This is a genomic window from Sphingobacterium sp. G1-14 (assembly GCF_002196555.1).
GTDB classification, from domain to species: domain Bacteria; phylum Bacteroidota; class Bacteroidia; order Sphingobacteriales; family Sphingobacteriaceae; genus Sphingobacterium; species Sphingobacterium siyangense.
Map to the genome: position 1 here is coordinate 311,918 of NZ_CP021381.1, position 20,821 is coordinate 332,738.

14 protein-coding genes are annotated in these 20,821 nt (G+C 39.5%); 11 read left to right on the forward strand and 3 right to left on the reverse strand.

Annotation, left to right across the window (positions count from 1 at the left end; genetic code table 11):
• Positions 1–129: 129 nt before the first annotated feature.
• Positions 130–2,139, forward strand: a complete 2,010-nt coding sequence (locus CBM24_RS01390) for a beta-N-acetylhexosaminidase (protein ID WP_088159957.1) — start codon at positions 130–132, stop codon at positions 2,137–2,139.
• Between the two features lie 65 nt (positions 2,140–2,204).
• Here the strand turns inward: CBM24_RS01390 and CBM24_RS01395 are convergent, their stop codons facing one another.
• Positions 2,205–2,483: a DUF4342 domain-containing protein gene (locus CBM24_RS01395; RefSeq protein ID WP_070561781.1), complete on the reverse strand. Its 279-nt coding sequence runs from the start codon at positions 2,481–2,483 to the stop codon at positions 2,205–2,207.
• A gap of 210 nt (positions 2,484–2,693) precedes the next feature.
• Here CBM24_RS01395 and CBM24_RS01400 point away from each other — a divergent pair, with 210 nt between their 5' ends.
• Positions 2,694–2,900 (forward strand): hypothetical protein, encoded by a 207-nt coding sequence (locus CBM24_RS01400; protein ID WP_088159958.1) that lies wholly within the window; start codon positions 2,694–2,696, stop codon positions 2,898–2,900.
• A 135-nt stretch (positions 2,901–3,035) separates the two neighbouring features.
• On the opposite strand, the gene CBM24_RS01405 is transcribed toward CBM24_RS01400, so the two are convergent.
• Positions 3,036–3,680 (reverse strand): HAD family hydrolase, encoded by a 645-nt coding sequence (locus CBM24_RS01405; RefSeq protein ID WP_088159959.1) that lies wholly within the window; start codon positions 3,678–3,680, stop codon positions 3,036–3,038.
• A gap of 64 nt (positions 3,681–3,744) precedes the next feature.
• Positions 3,745–5,283, reverse strand: a complete 1,539-nt coding sequence (locus CBM24_RS01410; RefSeq protein ID WP_088159960.1) for a DNA/RNA non-specific endonuclease — start codon at positions 5,281–5,283, stop codon at positions 3,745–3,747.
• A 492-nt stretch (positions 5,284–5,775) separates the two neighbouring features.
• Between CBM24_RS01410 and CBM24_RS01415 the strand changes: the two genes are divergently transcribed.
• The 9 genes from CBM24_RS01415 to CBM24_RS01455 all read left to right on the forward strand — a co-directional run bounded on the left by CBM24_RS01415 (position 5,776) and on the right by CBM24_RS01455 (position 20,784).
• Positions 5,776–6,480 (forward strand): hypothetical protein, encoded by a 705-nt coding sequence (locus CBM24_RS01415; protein ID WP_157698353.1) that lies wholly within the window; start codon positions 5,776–5,778, stop codon positions 6,478–6,480.
• Between the two features lie 91 nt (positions 6,481–6,571).
• Positions 6,572–8,563, forward strand: coding sequence for a DUF4836 family protein (locus CBM24_RS01420; RefSeq protein ID WP_088159962.1), 1,992 nt, complete (start codon positions 6,572–6,574; stop codon positions 8,561–8,563).
• Between the two features lie 177 nt (positions 8,564–8,740).
• Positions 8,741–9,541 carry a tyrosine-protein phosphatase gene (locus CBM24_RS01425; RefSeq protein WP_232475657.1) on the forward strand — a complete coding sequence of 267 codons (801 nt, stop codon included), beginning with the start codon at positions 8,741–8,743 and terminating at the stop codon, positions 9,539–9,541.
• Positions 9,542–9,812: 271 nt separating this feature from the next.
• Positions 9,813–11,396: a DUF3843 family protein gene (locus tag CBM24_RS01430; RefSeq protein WP_088159963.1), complete on the forward strand. Its 1,584-nt coding sequence runs from the start codon at positions 9,813–9,815 to the stop codon at positions 11,394–11,396.
• A gap of 304 nt (positions 11,397–11,700) precedes the next feature.
• Positions 11,701–12,255: an RNA polymerase sigma factor gene (locus tag CBM24_RS01435; protein WP_075990732.1), complete on the forward strand. Its 555-nt coding sequence runs from the start codon at positions 11,701–11,703 to the stop codon at positions 12,253–12,255.
• Positions 12,256–12,311: 56 nt separating this feature from the next.
• A complete protein-coding gene (locus tag CBM24_RS01440) occupies positions 12,312–13,268 on the forward strand; it encodes a FecR family protein (RefSeq protein ID WP_088159964.1) in 957 nt (318 codons plus the stop codon).
• Between the two features lie 3 nt (positions 13,269–13,271).
• Positions 13,272–16,619: a SusC/RagA family TonB-linked outer membrane protein gene (locus CBM24_RS01445; protein WP_088159965.1), complete on the forward strand. Its 3,348-nt coding sequence runs from the start codon at positions 13,272–13,274 to the stop codon at positions 16,617–16,619.
• 22 nt (positions 16,620–16,641) lie between these two features.
• Positions 16,642–18,165 carry a SusD/RagB family nutrient-binding outer membrane lipoprotein gene (locus CBM24_RS01450; protein ID WP_232475658.1) on the forward strand — a complete coding sequence of 508 codons (1,524 nt, stop codon included), beginning with the start codon at positions 16,642–16,644 and terminating at the stop codon, positions 18,163–18,165.
• Between the two features lie 141 nt (positions 18,166–18,306).
• Positions 18,307–20,784 carry a phosphocholine-specific phospholipase C gene (locus CBM24_RS01455; RefSeq protein ID WP_088159967.1) on the forward strand — a complete coding sequence of 826 codons (2,478 nt, stop codon included), beginning with the start codon at positions 18,307–18,309 and terminating at the stop codon, positions 20,782–20,784.
• Positions 20,785–20,821 lie beyond the last annotated feature (37 nt).

Sequence of the window (20,821 nt, forward strand, 5' to 3'; positions counted from 1 at the left end):
AAAATCTTACACAATCGTTTGATTGAAAGTTGGAGTAGAAGGATCATTTTTTATTTTTTATTTTGCATAACGAAACCAATAAACGGTCTTTTTTTGTCTGTTTATTTAAAAATAAAAACTTAAATTTTAATGAAAACACTCCTCTGTTCAGCAGCGTTATCCCTTTTATTTGTGCAAGGGCTCCATGCGCAGTCTGGGATTGCTATTATCCCCAAACCTCAGGAAATCAATAGGGGAGCAGGCCAGTTTCTGTTAAATCCACAAACTACCTTAAGTTTTAAGAACTGCGATGCGAAAGATGTGTCTTTGTTTGTTGAGCAGCTGAGGAAAGTAACGCATTATCCCCTGAACATAAAGAAAAAGGCGAGCAATAGTATTGAATTTAGACTAGACTCTAAATTGACAACACCTAATGATGAAGGCTATCAGCTTGAGGTTTCCAATCGGGGAGTGGTCGTGACAGCAAAAAGCTCCCATGGGCTTTTCAATGCAACGCAATCACTGCGGCAACTTTTACCGACAGCTTTCGAGGGTAGTAACCCAACCAAAGAAATAAGCTGGAATATTCCGGCTGTGAAAATTAAAGATTATCCCCGCTATCATTGGCGCGGTTATATGAAAGATGTGAGCCGGACATTCTTCGATGTGAAAACCGTGAAAAAGTATTTGGATGTCATGGCATTATACAAAATGAATACGTTCCATTGGCATTTGACGGATGACCAGGGCTGGAGGATCGAAATAAAGAAATATCCGAAATTGACCATGGAAGATGCGACGGTATTTCATCGAACAGAAAAACAACCTGCAGAACGCAGTGGATTTTATACACAGGAGCAGATCAAGGAAGTTGTTCAATATGCTCGAGAGCGTAATATTACGATTGTGCCCGAGATTGATGTTCCTGGACATTCATGGCCAACCATATTAGCCTATCCTGAACTTGGGGTAAACAAAAATTCCTACCCGAATCACATCTTTCCTTTTGGGTCATCTTGGGGATATTGGGGAAATCAATTTACCCCCAATACATTGGATCCGACAAAAGAGTTTACGTATGAATTCTTAAATAATGTGTTCACTGAAATCGCTAATCTCTTCCCAGGTAGTTATATTCATTTTGGAGGGGATGAGGTTCGTCACGATTTGTGGGAAAAAGAGGCTCATGTGCAGGATTTTATGAAGCAGCACCAGATTAAGGATGTCAAAGCACTTCAGAGCTATTTTGTTCAACGCGTTTCTGATATCATCGTACAGAAAGGGAAAAAACCGATCGGGTGGAATGATATTTTGGCCGATGCTGAAAACTTACCAAAGAGTACAGCGATTATGAGCTGGCTTGGTGAAGAAGCGATCAAGGAAGCGACCAAAGATGGGTTTAAAGCCGTGGCCACACCGGCATCGCATCTCTATTTTGATATTACACAGGCCGATCGGAATGATGGGACTATGACTGACCTGGCCTATCCGCAGATAAACTCGCTGAAAAGAGTGTATGAATTTGATCCTTCTGCAGGGCTTAGTCCGGCTGAGGATCAGCTTGTCCTTGGTGTTCAGGGAAATATGTGGACAGCGTTGGCCCAGGATATTAAAGACCTGAATGTGCAGAATTTTCCGCGATTGCTTGCGGTTGCTGAAATTGGATGGGCTGCTAAGTCAGCAAAAGATTATTCAGCGTTCAGCCATCGATTGGATGCCAATCTTCCAAGATTAGATTCCATGCGTATTGATTATTATCGTCCCGGGGGATATATTGCGGGATCATGGGGACCTAATGATATCAAGGAAACGTATAGTTCTCTAACTTTTGATGTGAGCAGGAAGATTTACGATAATGGACGAGCGCAAGCTGGATTTTTCTTTGTGGAGGGGAAGAATTTTCTGGAGATTGATGCCGTACAATTGCTACAGGACGGGCAGGTCATTGCAGAGGATGGACATCATGCGCTTGCGGATAAATTTAGGGGAACCAACAAGATCAAACCTTTTTACTACAATTTTACAGTGACGAATTATAATCCCCAATCGAAATACGAAATCAAAGCCCGCGTTAGAGGCGCTGGCGGTGTGGATTCAAAAGGAAATTTTACATTTAATTTGTCTCCTAATACAGCGTTTGATAAGATAGAAAGGAAATAAGAGAAGAGCTAGGGCTATCCAACCGTTGGAAAGCCCTAGCTCTTTATAAGGTATTGAAGCTTTATTTATTTGAGCTCAATCATCTTTTGATTAGCATGCTCTTCTTTTACTTCTTGAAGGATTGCAATTTCAATCGGTGCAATCAGACTTAAAATAATCAATGCAATGAAAGCTACAGGGAAAATAATTCCGATGATTACAGCCAATAACAAGGAGATATTTAAGTATTCTTGTCCATTCTTGGATGAAACTTTTAAACGGGAGCTTTTGAAGGAATCAAAAAGATCTTGAAAGACTTTAGTAATTGTTTTACTGTTGATGCTGAATGTTGTTTTAGTTGCCATGATGTTTATTTTTTAATTTTTTTATTTCTTATTTGATGACTCAAAGATAGGAAGCAAATATGGCCCTGAAGAGGGGCATTAGGTTTATCTCGAGACAATCTCGGTAAACGACCCGCTTTTATCGGTTAATACTTTTTTACAGAAACAGTATATTGATCGTCCCGAATAGTTGTGTTGTTTGTCTTTGAATAAGTTGGACTATATAGAATCGTGGTAATTCCGGTAGAAGCTGTCTTGTTGCAAAATGGTCAATCATTAGCTCTTAAACGTTCCCACATTGGTTTGGATCTTGATAAGAATACATATTATGATATTGTTCTTCCGGCAACGTTTAGTGCAGATAAAGCTTTTGTTGTAAAAATGAAGCTTGGTAAGCCAAAAGGACAGAGTGATCAACTCATGGATGAGAAAATGTAATTCGTGGCATTCGCGCGAAGTTTTTCGCGATCTCATCGGCATTTCAAATGTATATGAGCGCTACTCGAGACCATTGGGAGTGAACGAGAAAAAAACGAGACTTAAATCAGTGTTGATTTAGGTCCCGCTTTTCTTTTATAGAATTTCCAACAGTTCCTGTGGATGGTGGATAATATGCTGTGCACCGTGTTGTCTTAACTCGCTCTCTTCCCGAAAGCCCCAAGTAACACCAATAGCTGTTACCCCTGCATTATTGGCGGTATCCATATCCACGGATGAATCGCCTACATAAAAGCAATCTTGTTTGCTAACACCGAGTGTTTGGATACTGTCGAAGACAATATCGGGATCAGGCTTGGCGGGGCGACCTGTTCGATGCCCCAGGACGAGATCAAATGAAATATCGGGAAAGTATTCGGCCATCAAAGGTATCACCGCTTCATGGTATTTATTTGATGCTACCGAGATGAGATAGCCTAATGATTTCAGTTCTTGTAGTAGCGGTATGATCCCTGTGTAGGGTCGTGTATGCGATACAGGTTTTTGTTCATAATACACTTTAAAGGCACGGAGTAAAGTTGAGATGATATTTTCTGTCCGTGCTTCTTGCGGTAATGCGCGTTCGATAAGTTTTTGGACACCGTTGCCGACAAATTTCTTATAAGCAACAAGGGGATGGGTTGGATATCCATATTGTTCAAGAATAGCATTGCAGCTGTCCCCGAGGTCCTGTAATGTGTCTAGCAGTGTTCCGTCCAGATCAAATAGTATAAGCTTCATCTGATAAATCTAGTAAAAATTGAGATAGAACCATAGTGGAATGATGAGATTAAAAGGAACCTAATTATTTCCAAATGGAGGTATTTATATTTCCTTTCTGCGTATCATTTAGATCAGGGAAAAAAGTGAATCCAGTTATTTTTTCCAGCTCGCTTACGGTTAACCTATAATTTTCGAATGTGCTTCCTGCGGGAGGAATGACATTGTCTATTTTATAACCAATGGTATAATATTCGTTTCCTTTTTTCATTGCCATGGCTTTGAAATAGTATTTTGGTTTCGCAATATCTTTTCCGTCGTTGTCCTGCGCAAAATCGAGGCTGTTATCTGTGCTTGTCTTAGGTATTGCGCCGGTTACGACATACATCGTGTCACACTGTGCGGTCCAGGTTCTGACTTTCGTTTCCAGGTTTGCCCAAATCCCTTGGTTAAGGCGTGAAACCTGTGCTGTCATGTTGGTAAAATAAAATGTTGTTTTATTTTGAGCGATATTGAAATTCCTGTCTGCACTTGGCAACTGGTGTCCTCTGTCGTAGCCTGTTGGTTGAAATCCCTTAAATAGATTGGCTTGAAATGCTGTTGATACAGCAGGGTCGTAACCCCAGGCATCCGTACGGTTGCCTGAGCCTAAAATACTGTTGTACAGGGGATATGCAACCCAATACGCCATTTTTAGCTTTTTATCATATAGCATTGCATAATTCCTACTATCGCTTGGGTCTGGCATAAAATGTTGTATAAATATCTCATCACTACTGAGATTACTCATTTTGGGTATTTCTAGATAAGCTTGTGAATCACCAATTTCTCCCGTCAGTTTTCCATTGTCAATGTTGATATTAAAACTATACTGGCCACCCGCTACTAAATTCTTTAACTGCTGATTATGGGGTGCTGTCCAGGTATAGGTTTCACCATTAGTGGCAATAAATTTAATCGCTTTTCCTGTGATATCTTCTCCGGGCAGTAGCACAAACTCTATGCGAGTGGTTTTATTGGCATTTACAGATACCTTTTTTTGCACATCCTTTTTCTCGGTAGAATTAACATCCAATTTTCCTGTTGTCAAATCGAATCCTCCTTGGATGTTTATCGCTGGCATTTTTACTATAATCTGATTGGTCTCCAATGCGGCTGTATTGGTAATGGATAGATTAATGTTGATTTTGCTCAACTGTCGTACAAAAATAAGGGGTATTGTGTTGTTGCTTTTATCGATATTTTTGGCATTGCTTGAATACATCAGGTCTAAAGCTGCAACATTGGACTGATCACTTACATTGATGGGGTATTGAAAGTCTACTAGTGATTTGTAAGGATAATAGGCGATAAAGTCTACTTTTTCATTGGGTAGAAAGACTGGGCTACTACTTTGAAAAAGCGAACCGTTAAACGTGAAGGGGTGATTTTGGATTTGGTTGATAAGCGACGTTGCTACCAAAGACTGGCCGGCTCTGTACATATAAACACCAATTTGATCATTTTTATCCCAAGAAGTCCCTGTCGTTTTTGTATTGATTTGGCCTACAATGGTGGAGGTAAATTGTACCGCTGCTCGATCAATTCTAGATTCGGTTTTCTGACAAGAGCTAAAAGTAAGCAATGCAATTATAAAGTAAGCTATCTAGAATATATTTTGATCCGGGATTGCTGTGTTCTTGTTCGTCATATGAATAGTTCGTATATATTGATAAAATGACGGCAAAAATAGGCAAGTTGACTATACATTATAGCTATATTTTCAGTGCTACTGGTTGTAAGATTTGTATTCAATTGATCTTGAGATAGATATTTTAGGGACTATTCAGGTTTTTTAGCATCTCATTGGATGTATATTTAGCATTTTTAAACAGTTGTTAAGACAATAATATTGCTTTTGTCCTCGTGATGCGTCGGGCTAAGGATAGCAGTTTTAATTCCTTTGTGAAGGAGTAATAGCATTGCATTGTTTTGCATAATTTTTCCCTGAAATCAGGTAGTAAACTGCATTCTCGTTTTTAATAAATTTGTCAATAGGAAAAAAATAGCACAATGTTTGCTGTTCATGTCAAAACATATATTGATTCGACAAATTATTAATCGTTACAACGTTGTAATGGAAGAAGTACTTAAAGTGAAAGGAAAATTGAAAAGATTTTATACGATGATCTGTGCCGTTGTAATGGCGTTGACATTATCGAGCTGTTTTGATTTTGTTGAGCAGATCGACTTAAAAACGAATGGTTCTGGGCATATTGCAGCGACATTGAATTTAAGTAAAAGCAAGACCAAGGTAGCTTCTTTAATGAAGATGAAAAGTATCAAGGGCATACAGATCCCTTCTCAAGCCGATATGGAGAAAGAGATTCGATCTGCTGTTCAGCTGCTCAAGCAGACTAAAGGTATTTCTAATGTACAGTACAGCACAGATTTTACCAATTATATCGTTAATATTTCATGTGACTTTAGTCAGATAGAATCGTTGAATGCCTTTTCAGATATATTGGCAAATCGATTTAAAACGAAGATATCGAATTCAAACCGCTATTATTATAACGCGCAAAGTAATGTGTTTGAACGCAAATTTGTGGCTTCTGCTGACTGGAAGACAAAATTCAATCAGTTGGGAAGCGATAATACGACCCAGTTTGCAGATGCATTCTACACGCAGATTATTCGTTTTGAAAAACCGATAGCTTCTCATGCAAACGGCCTGGCAAAGGTTGCCGGAAATAAGAAAGGGGTCTTGCTAAAGCTACCTTTTATGGATTTGGTATATGGTAAATCGAGTTTGGCAAATAAAATCACATTAACAAAATAACCTAATAACATTGGTGAACCCAGGACCATATTTAGTTGCTGAAAGTGCTTCTATAGAGTACGGTGGGTGTAGCTGAAAAATTATTTATAAGATGAAATCAAAAATTATACTGGTAGGATTAGCCTGTTTGTCTTTTGGGACAATTGTAAAGGCGCAGGACTTGATCAAACAGATCCCCGAAGATGCAGAAATGATTGCGGCCTTTAACGTAAAAGATATTGTACAGAAGGCTAATGCAAATAAGCTGAACGAGTTGCTTCAGAAAGCAGGTTTTTTTGAGAAATCGGGAATATCAGCGAGCAATGATATTAAAAATTTGGGAGTAGACTTATCTCAAACGGCCTATTTTTATACCAGAAAGACCGATAGTATCAGTTTTACGGAATTTATATTTTCCTTGAACAACAGGGGGCAATTTGAGAAACTGCTTCATGAGGCTGGAGAACCCAAGGCATTTGCCAATGGTTATACGAGCATAGGGCTCAAAGCCGGCAGTATGTTGGTGTATAACGATCGGGTTGCTCGATTTATTTCGGCGACGACAAATACTACCTTTTTGGATAATGATTCGATCGCTAGTCGTTATGGAATCAAAAAGGTGGATTACGTTGCACGTCCAGCTGATGACGAAGATGCTTGGGCAGATACAACTGTAGCCGCAATGGACTCTGCTGCCGTAGTCTGGGATGCGGATGAAAATCTAGCGGTGCCAGTATCCCCACCGGTTGCTATAGCTGCGGAACCTGATACGATAGTAGGTGCGACAGAAGTACTGCCACCAGTTGTTGATATTGCTGCGGCTGCGGCTGCGGATGCAGCGGCTGACGCGGCAGACATGCATGATCCGGGTTATTATGATTCGCTATATACGGCCTATGAAGATCAAAATCGGAAAAACGATTCGATTCGTCACGGTTTACGTGATAAATGGTTATTGAATGAAGTTACCCGTTTGGTTTCAGGGAGTTATAAGTCTTTGTCAATTGCAGATCAGGAGAAGGTTTTAAAGAATCTCGGGCTTATTCGATTGTATGTTCCTCATGTAGAGGATCTGTACCGTGGTCTTATGCCGTATACCACCTCTCTTCCTTATTATTATATGGGAATTAAACTGGATAAGTTCAAAACGGGTTATCAAGACGGGGTATTGGATTTAGTGCAAGAGGGCAATGTGCTGAAATTAAAGGGATCTGTAGGTTTAGATAAGGACCTTGCTGAGATGACCAAAAGAATGTATGCGCGAAAGCCTAATTCGAAGTTCAGTAAATATTTAACGGATAAAACCTTAGGTTTTTTTAATGTGAATATTAATTCGGAGGCTTATCTGAGAGAGATGCCTGCCTATATGGCAAAATATTATAGCGGTTTATTGGGGCCTCAACAGGACCTTGTCGAATGGGGACTGATGGCTCTTGAAATAGCACTAGATGAAAAGGCCATTGCCCAGGTAATGCCAGGAGACCACCTCGTGGTTGTTAACGGTCTTCGTAAGTTCAAAAAAGATTATATCGATTACACCTATGACGATGATTACAATGCAACCGAAGTGAAAAAGACGAAGGAAGAAACACTTCCAGTATTTATTTGGATGTTCACATCAAAGGATCAACGTCTGATAAAAAAAGGCTTGGACATGGCTGTTTCAAAGCAAGTTGGGCAGGTCTATGACGGTATTTATTCGTTTTCAAAACAGAAAGCCAAGGATTTTCCAATGTATGTTCTCTTGAAAGAAGATTTGGTAATGGTTAGTAATGACTCATTGTCCCTAAATGATATCCGTCAGAATAAGACGAATGCTCCCGGAAATAAAGACTTTGTAAAAGTGATGAAGCAAAATAAGATGTCTGCGGCTATTGACCTACAAAAGTTACCGACAATGTTAAAGGAAATGGGGGTTGCACCTGATAAACAATGGGAAACAACACTGGCGCAACTCAATCAATATGGCAGTACCGCAATTACTTCCAAAGGTGTGGTTGGTAACCGTGCTGAGGTTGAAATGTCGACAAGATTGCCGCAGACCAGTGATGGTGCGATCAGTTATTTACTCGATCAAATTTTGGCGGAATTAAATAAAAAGTAACTAAAGGAGGTTGCTGAGCAATTTTATTGCACTATTGTTTGGTTTTCTTTTGTAATATTATGGTTATATTTTATGATGTTAAAATAATATTAAGATCGTTTACTGTGTTTGTCGTACTTTTGATGTTTAATTATTCGCAGGGAAAACAAAATAACTAAACGATTTATATATCACGATATGGGGATATTTTCAAAACTGTTTGGAAACAAAACTCAGGATTCAAAAGTAAAGGTTGTCGGTAAATTGGCCTTCTTGGAGGTGGATATGCATAACCATATCCTTCCTGGAATAGATGATGGAAGTCAATCAATTGAACAATCATTAGTCTTGTTGAAAGGGCTTGGCCGAATGGGCTTCGAGAAATTTATCTGTACACCACATATTATGGATGGTGTACATCCAAATTCGATTCGTACGATTGATGCTGCTAAGGACAAATTACTAGTTGGTATGGCTGGGATGCCTAATATGCCGGAAATTCATGCTGCAGCTGAACATATGATTGATGACGGGATCGTGAATCTCATCGGATCAAATGAACTCTGTGTTATGCCCGGTGGTTATGTGCTTATAGAGATGTCCTATTTGCAAGAATCCAAAGCGCTATTTCAAACGATATTGGATATACAAAATCTCGGTTATCAACCTATTTTAGCGCATCCCGAACGTTATAATTATTACCATTATAACTTTAATATGTATAAACAGATTAAGGATGCCGGTTGCATGTTGCAGCTAAACTTGTTGTCTATCAGTCGGTATTATGGTGTTGAGGTGAAATCGGCAGCTTTGACGATGATTAAATCTGGGATGTATGATTTTGTGGGGTCAGACGCACATCATGAACGCCATTTGGCCGCTTTGGAAGATGTGGTGGCTAAATATCCTGTACGTGATTTACTCAAAACATGTACCATATTGAATCCGTCATTGCAAGACCATTTGGGAAGTAATAAGAATGTGATCGCTACCGGCTAGCATCAAAATATATTCATTGGAAAAAGAGATACCTTTTTAGGTATCTCTTTTTTTGTGATAATTTTATCTTTCCTGGCAGATACCGCCTGCTTTTAGTCCAGTTAGTCTGCTTCGCAGTAAGGACGTATTTTAAAATTTCACGAGGGGTTCTTGGGTGTTATTTGCTGTTTGCGGTTGCTTTAACTTATGTAGATTATTTTCGTCCGCGTTTGTGTTTTGCCCGTATGGATATTTCGAAAATTTGGCTACTTTTGGTTTTAGCATTTTTCATATGAGAGGAAACAGAATTTTTATTCAAGACTGGATAGCACACCATACTTATCAAAAAACAAACGAAATAGATAGTTATTACTTACGCGTTGCAAATGAAATCAATGATAGTTTATCTACACTATGGTTTGAGGAGCAAGAGACAAATGATCTCATCCATACCGATGCTTTAAAGACATTGAGTATCTATCTAACGTGTTACTTAGAAGACGTTATTGCGAAAACAGGAATTTTTGCTGCTTTTAGAACGATCCATACAGAACTATACAATCAACTTTTGCCTTTTTATAATGATAATGACCTAACGGATTATTATGCTGAGGATATTAATAGTGAAGATATAGCTGTATTGACCTGGTTATTTTTCAGTGAACGTAATCCACATTTATTTATTGATCCCCGTGGTCGTTTGATCCAATTGGTTACAGATTTGGCCTATTCGATCTTGGAAGAACATTATGAAGTTGCTCCTGAAAATGAAAAGTTAAAACTAGAATATGTTTTGGACGAAGGGGCGAACTATTTTGAAGTCCGTAATTTTATTGAAAAGCTTGTTGCCACAAATTACCTGACAGCGGGTGAATATAACACCAATCTCAATCATTTGATGCAAGTTGCGGAGATAGGGCGATATCAACACGATCAGAATCAGTTACAACAGATGATCTATCGCGTTCGAGATAACCATTTCAATAATTACAGACTGCATCTGTTTGCATTGAAGGCATCTGAATTTGTAGCTGAGGTGGTTGGCAAAGAACATGCGCTATATGGTATTGTCAAAACTTTAGGTAATCGTATTAATAGTTTTTTTGAATATGTAAAAGCGGACGAGCTTTATGTGCATGTAAAACATATCGGTACAAAGACAGCATTTAAAATCTTTAAGGACTCTATACAGCAATTTGTTGAACCTACGGAAACCTTATCTTTCTATATGGAAATTGTGCCATGGAAAGATGCTTGGAATCTCTCTGGAATCATGACCGTTGTGAATACCGACGAGGTAAATTTTGATTTACCGGAGCAGTATGAGATGACTTATCGCATTGAGGCCTTGAATGGTAAGGATAAGAGCTTGAAGAAAACGGAAAAGCAGCTGAAAGATATGGGCAAATTGTTCCAGTCAGAACATAAGGCGGCTGTTGCGTTTATGGAAGGAAAAGAAGTGAAGGAATTTGCAACAGATTTCTTTAAGAAGTATCAGCAAAAATATCCGAGCAAAGAAGAATCTCCACTTCCAGAATCAAATTTGGATCTTACGGAAGATGCCCAAGTTACGGTATTCTTTAATCCAAAAACGGGTTTAGAAGTTTTTGGCGGTATAGCGGAATTTTTTCCATTAAAGAATAACAACTTTGTAGAGAAAGATGATCAAAGTGAGGTACCTTATGCGCGGTATTTTTTGAATCTTTTGGTTGAAGATTTCTTTCCGAGCGAGTTGCCGAAGTATTATGTTAATCTATTTAAGGCGGAGGTGGATAAGCAGTTCTTCTTTCCAGTGGACGATGCGGTGCTTGATTTCTTTCTCCGTTTCTATAAGCGAGGAACTTATTTTTTGGGACCATTTCCGTTGTTAAAATAACTTGTGTAGTCGACTAAAAAAATATAGGAATACATAAAAAAGTTCCATTGCCTACCTGCAATGGAACTTTTTTATGTATTTAAGTCAGGCAATTCTTTGCTGTATAAGATTGCGCGGTCTTCTGGCTATTATTTTGTTGATCGAATATCCCATGACACTCGTGTTAATTTAATGTAAATTCATTATAATTAAATTGTTACCACTTATTTTGCTTGAGCTTACATGCCGCACATCCTATGCATTTCATGGGCATATTTTAAAAAATTCTCACTAAACTTGTAGGATCAATTATATGTGATGAAGGATGCCTATTGAAAATAATAATGCCCTGGATTTTAAAACTTTCTTTTTGTTGTATAAGGACAAAGTGTATAAATATGCTTATTTACATCTGAAAGAAGAGCCAGCTGCCGCAGATTTAGTCCAGGAAACATTCTCCCGAATTTGGAAAAAATGGGCGGAATTAGACGGAAATAAAAATCCGCAGTCTTACCTCTATACGATTGCCCGAAACCTTGTATTTGACGAATTGCGGAAACAAAAGATCAGATTCCAATTTCAAGCTTCAGATATCGATCAGACCAAATTGGTAGACAATTCGAATGAGGAAGCTATTCGGTTTAAAGATTTGGAGCGAGTTTATCGTGAGGCCATTTCAAAACTCCCAAAAGCGCGACTCGAAATTTTTCTTTTGAGTAAAGAAGAGTTTTTGGATAATCAGGAAATTGCAGATAGGCTTGGGATTTCCGTTAATACCGTCCGTGATCAATTGGTCAAAGGCAATAAGTTCGTTCGGCAATATATTATTGATCATTTTGAGATTTCAATAGCCCTATTGATTTTTTTAAATATTTTTTAGAGCCGCATCGTCTTTCGGTCATCTAGTTACGTATATGTATTTAAAGATGGGCATAGATGATGAATTCCAAAATAGCTGCTTTATATAAAAAATTCCTTAAGGGAGAACTTAGTCCCGAGGAAAACGCCATATTTCTTGATTTACTGACATCTTGTGACAGGGATGAACTTCCAGGTGTGGAGGAAGTCGTTTCGCTGGACGATCGCGATTGTGAACTAAATAAAACAACTTCCGAGGATATCTTCTTTACGATTACAGGGACCTCGTTGACTCAGCCAGTAATACCTATTTGGAAAAGACGTTGGTCTGTCATTTCTGCCGCCGCCTGTTTACTGTTGATCGGTCTCGCCTGCCTATTCCAATTTAAATTTAAGGAACAACATGGGACGACAGCTTCTGAAATTGTTTATTATTCCAATCCGACAAAATTTGTTAAGCGCCTTATATTGCCAGATGGTACACATGTTTCTCTTCGACAAGGGGCAGAGATTGAATTGTTGTCAGATTTCGATACAGACAGTTTACGTCGGATAAAGCTTTCTGGGGAAGCATTTTTTGAGGTAGCGAGGAACCCGGAGCAACCTTTTGTTATTGCCAGTTCTGGCGACTTTGATGTACGTGTATTGGGTACAGCATTTAATTTAAATTGTTCTGAAGGACGTAGCAGCCTGGTGTTGAATCATGGTAAAGTACGGGTCTCACGTGCCGGACAATATTCTGTTGTTAGTCCCGGTGAGAAAGTCGCCTATGATAAGCAACACAAGCAATTTGATGTATCCAAAGCGGATACGAGCACTGCATCGAACTGGAAAAGTGATCTTTTGTCATTTAATCAAGTTCCACTCACACAGATCGTAGCCGATCTAAATAATCTTTATCCTGACAGTTATCTCGAATTAATCGATTCTTTCCGGACTGAAAGCTATACCGGTTATCTACCGGCTAGCGATTTGGAAAAATCTCTCAAGATGCTTAATACTGCATTTAATCAAACAATTATCCATAAAAAGTAATTTATGAAAAGAACCAATTACTATTTAAAACTTATGGGAAGTGCGCTGCTCTTTCAGTCGCTCGCACTTCAGACCATGGCCTCACAATTTTCAACCAGTGAAGGAATCGGGAAAATCCTCACGCGAATGGAACAGAAATTCAACGTCAAATTTGGTTATGACGCTTCGATCTCGAACCAAAAGATCAATGAAGCCGCTGACCTTGATAAATTGAAAAAGGAACAAATTGTTCAATTTATCCAGACAATTTCAGACGGAAATCTTGAGGTCAAAAAAATTGATGAGAAGCTTTATGTGATATCGAGAAAAACTGGCAACGATACTAAGGTGAAAAACGACAAGCCAGTTTCTAACGCCGCCAAAGAGATCCGAGGTAAGGTTGTCGACCAAGAAACGGGACAGCCTATTGCTGGTGTGACCGTACGGGTTAAAGGGACTGCCATTGCTGTAACTACCGACGGAAGCGGTGTCTTCAAACTGCCAGATACTGCTGACGATGCGATCCTCCAGATTTCCTATATAGGGTATGAAAGTGTTGAAATTTTGTCGACACAAGCAGGGACTATTAAACTAGCCAAATCTTCCGAAGCATTGGAAGAGGTTGTTGTTACAGCGTTGGGAATAAAAAGAGAGCAAAGGGCTTTGGGGTATTCAACTCAAAGTGTGAAGGGAGAAGATTTGACTCGTGTGAAAGGAGTAGATGTCGGAACGACTTTGACTGGACGTATTTCTGGTGTACGTGTTATGAATAGTACAGAATTTAACAAAACACCACAAATCGAAGTACGTGGACTGACCCCTATTTTGGTCATTGATGGCGTGGCTTACGAAAATATGGACCTAAGGGATGTCCCTGTCGACAATATTCAGGATATGACGGTCTTGAAAGGAGCTACCGCTACCGCCCTTTATGGAAGTAAGGGACAAGGAGGAGCAATCATGATCACGACCAAAAAAGGTCTAGCAGAGAAAGGAACAGAGATTACGGTGAATACCAATAATATGTTCTTTTCAGGCTATCTTGCGTTGCCTGAGGTACAACATAGCTATTCTTCAGGCGAGTCCGGAAAATTTAACAATGATGATTATGTCTGGGGGGATAAGTTGGATATTGGCCGAACTGCCGAACAATGGAATCCAATTAGCAAACAGTATGAAGTAAGTGAGCTTACGTCAAAGGGTAAGGACAATTTTAAAAACTTTTTGGAACCAGGCTTCATCACCAACAATACAATCAGCTTTACGAATCAAGGGGACCATGGAAGCATAAGAACATCCATTAACCATATTTATAATAAAGGACAGTATCCCAATCAAAAGTTGAACCTGACAAATATTTCGGTGACAGGAACAACCAAGATCAGCGAGAAATTTGACTTGGAAACTAGGCTTGGGTATAACCGAAGTTCTTCCTCTAATAATTTTGGTTCTGGCTATAATGATCAAGGATACATCTATAATATCTTAGTGTGGACCGGCCCTGAATATAATTTGAAAGATTACAAAGACTATTGGCTGGTGAAAGACCAGTCTCAAAATTGGATGTATAAAGGATGGTATGACAATCCATACTTGATCGCGCACGAAAAAACTACTCCCGAATTAGTCAATAAGGTGAATGCTGCTGTTACCTTGAATTATAAGGTTAACGATTGGGCGAAATTCATGGTGCGATCTGGTTATGATTATTATGGCAAGTCAAGGACTCAGCAAAATCCGATCGGAATATATGGAACACGGGGTGGATTTGAAGATTTTGGTGGATTTGATAGTAAAGGGAAGTATATGAAAGCCGATTATGATGGCTTTGCGACGACGAATGATGCGATCTTTACTGCCAAGAAAAATTTTGGCGATTGGGGAGTTGATGGATTATTAGGGGGGTCTATTTTCTACAGCAAGGATAATAATTTGATCGCGAATACAGTTAACGGTTTGTCGATTCCAGGATTTTATTCATTACGGAATTCAATCGATCCGGCAAAAGCGGTTGAGTCCCGTGTTAAAGAAATGCGGAATGGCCTTTATGGACGTATTTCTTTGTCTTGGCGAAATGCGATCTTTTTGGAAGCTACTGGACGTAATGATTGGGTATCAACGTTAACGAAGGATCATCGCTCTTATTTTTATCCTTCAGTTTCAGGAAGTGTTGTTGTTACGGACCTACTTCCATCAAAGCCTCTCTGGTTGGACATGTTCAAAGTACGGGGATCTTGGGCTATTACAAAATCTGTACTGAATCCATATGAGATAAATTCAACTTTTACGGTAACAAGCAATGTTTGGAATGGCCTGCCAACAGCCTCCTATCCGAATATTATCAAAGACTATTCGATTTCACCTACGCAACGTGATTTGACGGAGTTCGGGTTTGATTTCGCGGTATTGAACAATCGGTTGTATGGTAATTATACCCGCTACTATCGCTTATTACACAATCAGATTGTCAAAGCTAAGATTTCAAAAACTACCGGATTTGAGGAGCGTTTGATCAATACAAAGGAGGAGGAGATGACTAAAGGGCATGAAATCACATTGGGAGGTACACCGATTAAGCGTGAAAATTTCCAGTGGGATATTACGATGAACCTTTCTCAGAACATGCGCTATTTCCACAAGTTGGATCCTCAATATTCAAAAGATGCATTATATGTTAAGGAAGGATTGCGGGCCGATTATATCGAATATAAGGACTGGGAGCGTTCTCCGGATGGACAGATGATACTAAATAGTTCTGGGATGCCAATTTCAGCTCAGTATGCCAATCAATTAATAGGATATACTGCGCCAAAATGGTTTTGGGGTTTTTCAAATCAGTTTCGTTATAGAGACTTCTCATTTGGTTTTAGCCTAGATGGTCGAATTAAAGGGATGTCCTACTCAACAATGAATGGTCGTTTATGGCAGACAGGTTCTCATCCTGATTCAGATACACCATACCGTTATGAGGAAGTGGTTAATGGCAATAAAACCTTTATCGCTCCGGGTGTGAAAATTGTTTCCGGTAGTGTGACCTATGATAAATACGGTCAGATTACAGAGGATACGCGTGTATTTGCTCCAAATGATAAAGTGGTTTCATATGAGGGGTATTACAAACGAGCCTATTCAGGCCGATGGAATTATTGGGACGAAACATTCATTAAACTTCGTGAATTGTCGCTTAGTTACCGAATGCCCGATAAGATCGCTTCGAAGTTTAAAGCGAAACGCGCCAGTGTCGGTGTGACTGGGCAAAATTTATTGTTGTGGACCAAAGAGTTCCGTTTCTCAGATCCAGATGTTGGTTCTGAAGATTTAAGTTCACCATCGATGCGTTACATTGGTTTCAATATTAACCTTACTTTTTAAAAATTACATGACAAATATGAACATGAAAAGATTATTGACGTATATCACCCTTGGTACTTTGGTGATGTCGACAAGTTGTTCCAAATTTGATGAGATCAATACCAATCCTGAGACACCATCGGTTGTTAAACCTTCCATGTTGGCTACTCGTATAATATTAAATTTGGCACGCCAGTCCTCAACTAAAGGTTTTATGCAGCCTTATATGCTTACCAAAGAGATTGCTTGGACAGAATTAACAGAGGGATATCAATACAATAGCCTCGGCGAATGGGATATCTCCATGACTTCGATCAATGATGCTCATTTTATGGGAGAGTTTGCAACAAGTGAAAAACTCAAGAACTCGTATAATGGTCTGATGTATTTTGCTCGTGCCATGAAGTTTTACGAGGGGACAATGAGTGTTGGAGATATTCCCTATAAAGATGCATTAAAAGGGGAAACGGATAAAGTTTATTTCCCTAAATATGATACTCAAAAAGATGTTTTTCTGGGTATTTTGAACGAGTTGGAGCTTGCAGATAAGCTCTTTTCGGAAGGTGAAAAATTTGATGGTGATCCATTGTTCGCTGGAGATGTCACGAAATGGCGCAAATTGGTAAACAGCTTTGCATTAAATGTTCTTATTCAATTAAGCAAAAAAGAAAGTGATGCCGATCTAAAGATAAAAGATCGTTTTAAATCAATCTTGACCAGTAAACCGATCTTTGGTAGTAATGCAGATAATTTTCAGGTCGTTCATGAGGACAAAGCCAGCCAAACTTATCCTTTTTATAAGATTAGTAATAGCTTTGTTATTTATCCTATTGTTTCGACAGAGGTTATTGACCGATTGAAACAATATCAAGATAGAAGATTGTTTTATTATGCGAATCCTTCCGCATTACAGATCACAAACGGCAAACAGTCTAATGATTTTAGCGCGTACATAGGGACAGATCCTTCTCTTTCTTTTAGTGAAATTGCTGAGTTAAAGAAGAAAAATGATTATTCTAAATTGAATGACCGTTATACGGAACTAGTTAGTGGTGAACCAACACAACAATACAGTTATGCACATCTATGTTTTGTGATAGCTGAAGCTGCCGCACGGGGCTGGGTTGCGGAATCTTCCGTTAATTGGTATAAGAAAGGAATTGAAGCCGCAATGAAATTTATAGCGGATAATACGCCGAATACGGCTCAATATACTCATAATATGCCATTGGATGCCAACTACATCAATACAGCAGTAACAACTTATGGAAATCAATTTCCGGTCGTACTCGAAGCACAACTGGAGGCTATTATGACACAAAAATATTTAGCCAGTTACTTGCAGGGGCGTATGACTCCATATTATGATTACAGAAGAACGGGCTATCCTAAATGGAAAATCAATCCAACATCAAGTTTGAATTCAGTCGCACCGGATAAAATACCGATGCGGTGGCGTTACCCATCATTAGAGTACAATTATAATTCTGCAAATTTGGACGAGGCAATGCAGCGCCAATATAAAGGCAATGATGAGATCAACCAATTGATGTGGCTTTTGAAATAAGTCCTTCGAAAAAAACAATCCCCGTAGATGAGATCAATCGTTTGCGGGGATTTTTGTTAAAAACGTTACATTAAAAACGACAGCGAATGGATATATTCGCTTTAGACCATTGAATTTAGTAGAGAGATAACAAATTTATTTATGGATAGCAGAAGAGATTTTATTAAGAAGGCTTCCTTGTTAGCTGGTGTTTTTGGCTTACAGAGTGCTATGCCAGATGCCATACAACGTGCATTGGCTATTGAACCGATCACTGGAAGTACCTTTTTAGATGCCGAGCATATTGTATTATTAATGCAAGAGAATCGTTCTTTTGATCATAGTTTTGGAACACTTCGTGGGGTTCGAGGGTTTAATGATCCACGGGCGATTAAATTGCCTAGTGGTAACCCTGTATGGTTGCAATCGTCGGCTGCAGGTAAGACCTATTCGCCGTTCCGACTGGATATCAAAAATTCAAATGCTGCCTGGACCGGAAATTTACCACATTCCTGGGAAAATCAGATGGCAGCCCGTAATCAGGGAAAACACGATAACTGGATTGAAGCGAAGCGTCCAGGAGGAAAGGTCTTGAAAGAAATTCCGCTAACAATGGGTTATTATACACGGGAGGATATTCCTTTCTATTATGCGTTAGCTGATGCCTTTACCATTTGTGACCAGCACTTCTGTTCGTCCATTACAGGTACAACAACCAATCGCCATTTTTTCTGGACAGGAACCTGCGTACCACACAAAGGAGCAAAGCCATTGGTGCGGAATTCAGATATCTATTTTAACCGTTGGGCACATTGGAAGACTTTTCCGGAACGACTGGAAGAAGCAGGGATCTCCTGGAAAGTCTACCAAAATGAAGTCAGTATAGAAAGTGGCTTAGACGGTGAGGATCTGTTGGGAAATTTTACAGACAATAATTTGGAATGGTTTGCGCAATATCATATTGAATTCAAGAAAAGCCATCTTGATTTTATGCGTAAACGTGTGGCAGAAATACCCGCTGAAATTCAAGAACTTGAAAAGGCATTAGCGAATAATAGCTCTGAGAGTGTCCAAAAAACACAGAATAAACTTAAGCAGAAGCAGGAGCAGCTGAATAGCTACCAAAAACATTTGGCACGTCTTACGGATCATGCTTTTCAGCAGCTTCCTAAAGAACAGCGTACCTTGCATGAACGCGCTTTTCAAACGAACGAGGGTGATTCTTTCTATCGTGAGACAAGCGTGGTGGCACAGGAGGGTGAAAAGATTAGAGTTCCTAAGGGGGATGTTTTGCACCAATTTAGACATGATGTGAAATCTGGGAAGTTACCTGCAGTATCTTGGCTTGTAGCACCACAAAGCTTCTCAGATCATCCGAGTGCACCTATGTATGGTGCTTGGTATGTATCGGAGCTTTTAAATATTCTGACAGAAAATCCCGAAATCTGGAAGAAGACTATTTTTATTCTGAACTATGATGAGAATGATGGTTATTTTGACCATATCCCTCCGTTTGTAGCACCTAACCCAGCAGATCATCGTTCTGGAAAAACTTCACCGGAATTGGATTATAGTGGCGAATATGTGAGTTTAGCCCAGGAGCTTGCCGATGGTGAAGAAAAAAGTAATGCAACGGAAGGTCCGGTGGGGCTGGGCTACCGGGTGCCTTTAATTGTAGCGTCACCTTGGTCAAAAGGCGGTTGGGTCAATTCGGAGATTTGCGATATCACATCGACGATTCAGTTTATGGAGCATTTCTTTGAAAAAAAGTTGGGCAAGCATGTGAAAGAGGAGAATATCAGTTCGTGGCGCCGGGCCATCACAGGTGATTTGACATCGGTATTTCGGAAAGCTGAAGGATCGAATGCTGTTAATTTGCCTTTCCTTGATCGGAATCAGCAGATCTATGCGATTGATCAGGCGAAAGCGAAACCATTGCCCAATAATTTTCATGTTTGGTCGAAAGAGGATGTAGCAGGATTGCGGTCTAAAGGTCATTCGAAGCTGTTGGCAAGACAGGAGAAAGGTCAGAAAAACTCCAACGCTCTGGCGTACGAGCTTTATGTTAAGGACTCTTTTGCTAAGGAACACAATCAGATTCATCTGACACTAGAGGCGGGCAATAAGGTATTTGGTAGTAAATCGCTAAACAGCCCATTTAATGTCTATAGTGGACCCAGCTATAAGGAAGGTGTGAGATTTTGGCCATTTGCAGTTGTTGCTGGGCAGGAACTAAGCTTTGACTGGAACTTGGCAGACTTTAAAGATCACCTTTACGATTTAACAGTGTACGGACCTAATGGTTTTATGCGCGGATTTAAAGGACAGGAGGAACCCTTATCTGTTGGAGCGACCTATGAAATCGGGAAGAAAGGTCTTTTGACGGGTAATCTTGTACTGGAGATCCATAACAAAGGGGAAAAATCATTTCATGTACATGTAGAAGATAATGCTTACAGCACCTGGAAGAAATCTATTGTACTTGCGGCAGGGAAATCTACGAAGTGGATTGTGGAATCTCATAAAACCCATGGTTGGTATGATGTGACGCTGCACGTGGAGGGAACCAAATTTGAACGCCAGTTTGCGGGGCGTGTGGAAACAGGTAATCATTCGAAAACTGACCCTCAGTTGGGATAATAAGCTAACGATTCATTGATAAATGGTATCTGTTGGC

Excerpts from the sequence above, each read along its gene's own strand:
- CBM24_RS01390 (WP_088159957.1), top strand. The coding sequence starts at position 130 with ATGAAAACACTCCTCTGTTCAGCAGCGTTATCCCTTTTATTTGTGCAA.
- CBM24_RS01395 (WP_070561781.1), bottom strand. The coding sequence starts at position 2,483 with ATGGCAACTAAAACAACATTCAGCATCAACAGTAAAACAATTACTAAA.
- CBM24_RS01405 (WP_088159959.1), bottom strand. The coding sequence starts at position 3,680 with ATGAAGCTTATACTATTTGATCTGGACGGAACACTGCTAGACACATTA.
- CBM24_RS01415 (WP_157698353.1), top strand. The coding sequence starts at position 5,776 with ATGGAAGAAGTACTTAAAGTGAAAGGAAAATTGAAAAGATTTTATACG.
- CBM24_RS01420 (WP_088159962.1), top strand. The coding sequence starts at position 6,572 with ATGAAATCAAAAATTATACTGGTAGGATTAGCCTGTTTGTCTTTTGGG.
- CBM24_RS01425 (WP_232475657.1), top strand. The coding sequence starts at position 8,741 with ATGGGGATATTTTCAAAACTGTTTGGAAACAAAACTCAGGATTCAAAA.
- CBM24_RS01430 (WP_088159963.1), top strand. The coding sequence starts at position 9,813 with ATGAGAGGAAACAGAATTTTTATTCAAGACTGGATAGCACACCATACT.
- CBM24_RS01435 (WP_075990732.1), top strand. The coding sequence starts at position 11,701 with ATGCCTATTGAAAATAATAATGCCCTGGATTTTAAAACTTTCTTTTTG.
- CBM24_RS01440 (WP_088159964.1), top strand. The coding sequence starts at position 12,312 with ATGATGAATTCCAAAATAGCTGCTTTATATAAAAAATTCCTTAAGGGA.
- CBM24_RS01445 (WP_088159965.1), top strand. The coding sequence starts at position 13,272 with ATGAAAAGAACCAATTACTATTTAAAACTTATGGGAAGTGCGCTGCTC.
- CBM24_RS01450 (WP_232475658.1), top strand. The coding sequence starts at position 16,642 with ATGAAAAGATTATTGACGTATATCACCCTTGGTACTTTGGTGATGTCG.
- CBM24_RS01455 (WP_088159967.1), top strand. The coding sequence starts at position 18,307 with ATGGATAGCAGAAGAGATTTTATTAAGAAGGCTTCCTTGTTAGCTGGT.